The 414-nt window shown below is 68.8% G+C and carries 1 protein-coding gene; it reads right to left on the reverse strand.

All coding sequences use genetic code 11. The annotated features are described in order from the left end of the window. Positions 1–5 precede the first annotated feature (5 nt). A complete protein-coding gene (locus tag AC1DIQ_RS18980; protein ID WP_477030187.1) occupies positions 6–320 on the reverse strand; it encodes a winged helix-turn-helix domain-containing protein in 315 nt (104 codons plus the stop codon). Positions 321–414 lie beyond the last annotated feature (94 nt).

The following is a 414-nucleotide window of genomic DNA, read 5'->3' on the forward strand; positions in this document are numbered from 1 at the left end:
GGCCTCTAGTCGGCGCCGCCGACCTGCTCGACCAGCTGGCCCATGGCCCGCAGATATCCGGCGAAGGCGACCCTGCCCGTCTCGGTCAGGCGCACGCGGGTCAGCGGCTTGCGCCCCACGAAGCTCTTGTCGATCGAGACGTAGCCGGCCTCCTCCAGCTTGCGCAGGTGGATGGAAAGATTGCCCTGGGTGACCTCGAGCAGGGTCTTCAGTTCGGTGAAGTCGGCCACCTCGGCGCTGGCCAGATAGGCCACCACCCCCAGCCGCACGCGACCGTGGATGACGTCGTCGAGCCCGCTGATGTCGAACCTTGGCGCCACGGTCGTCTCAGGCGCCCAGGTCCGCGGGCCGGCCCATGGCCTGGCGCATCATGAAGAAGCCGGGCGCGGCCATGAAGGCGAACAGGCCGAAGGT

The organism is Stenotrophomonas sp. 05L413, from assembly GCF_056397945.1.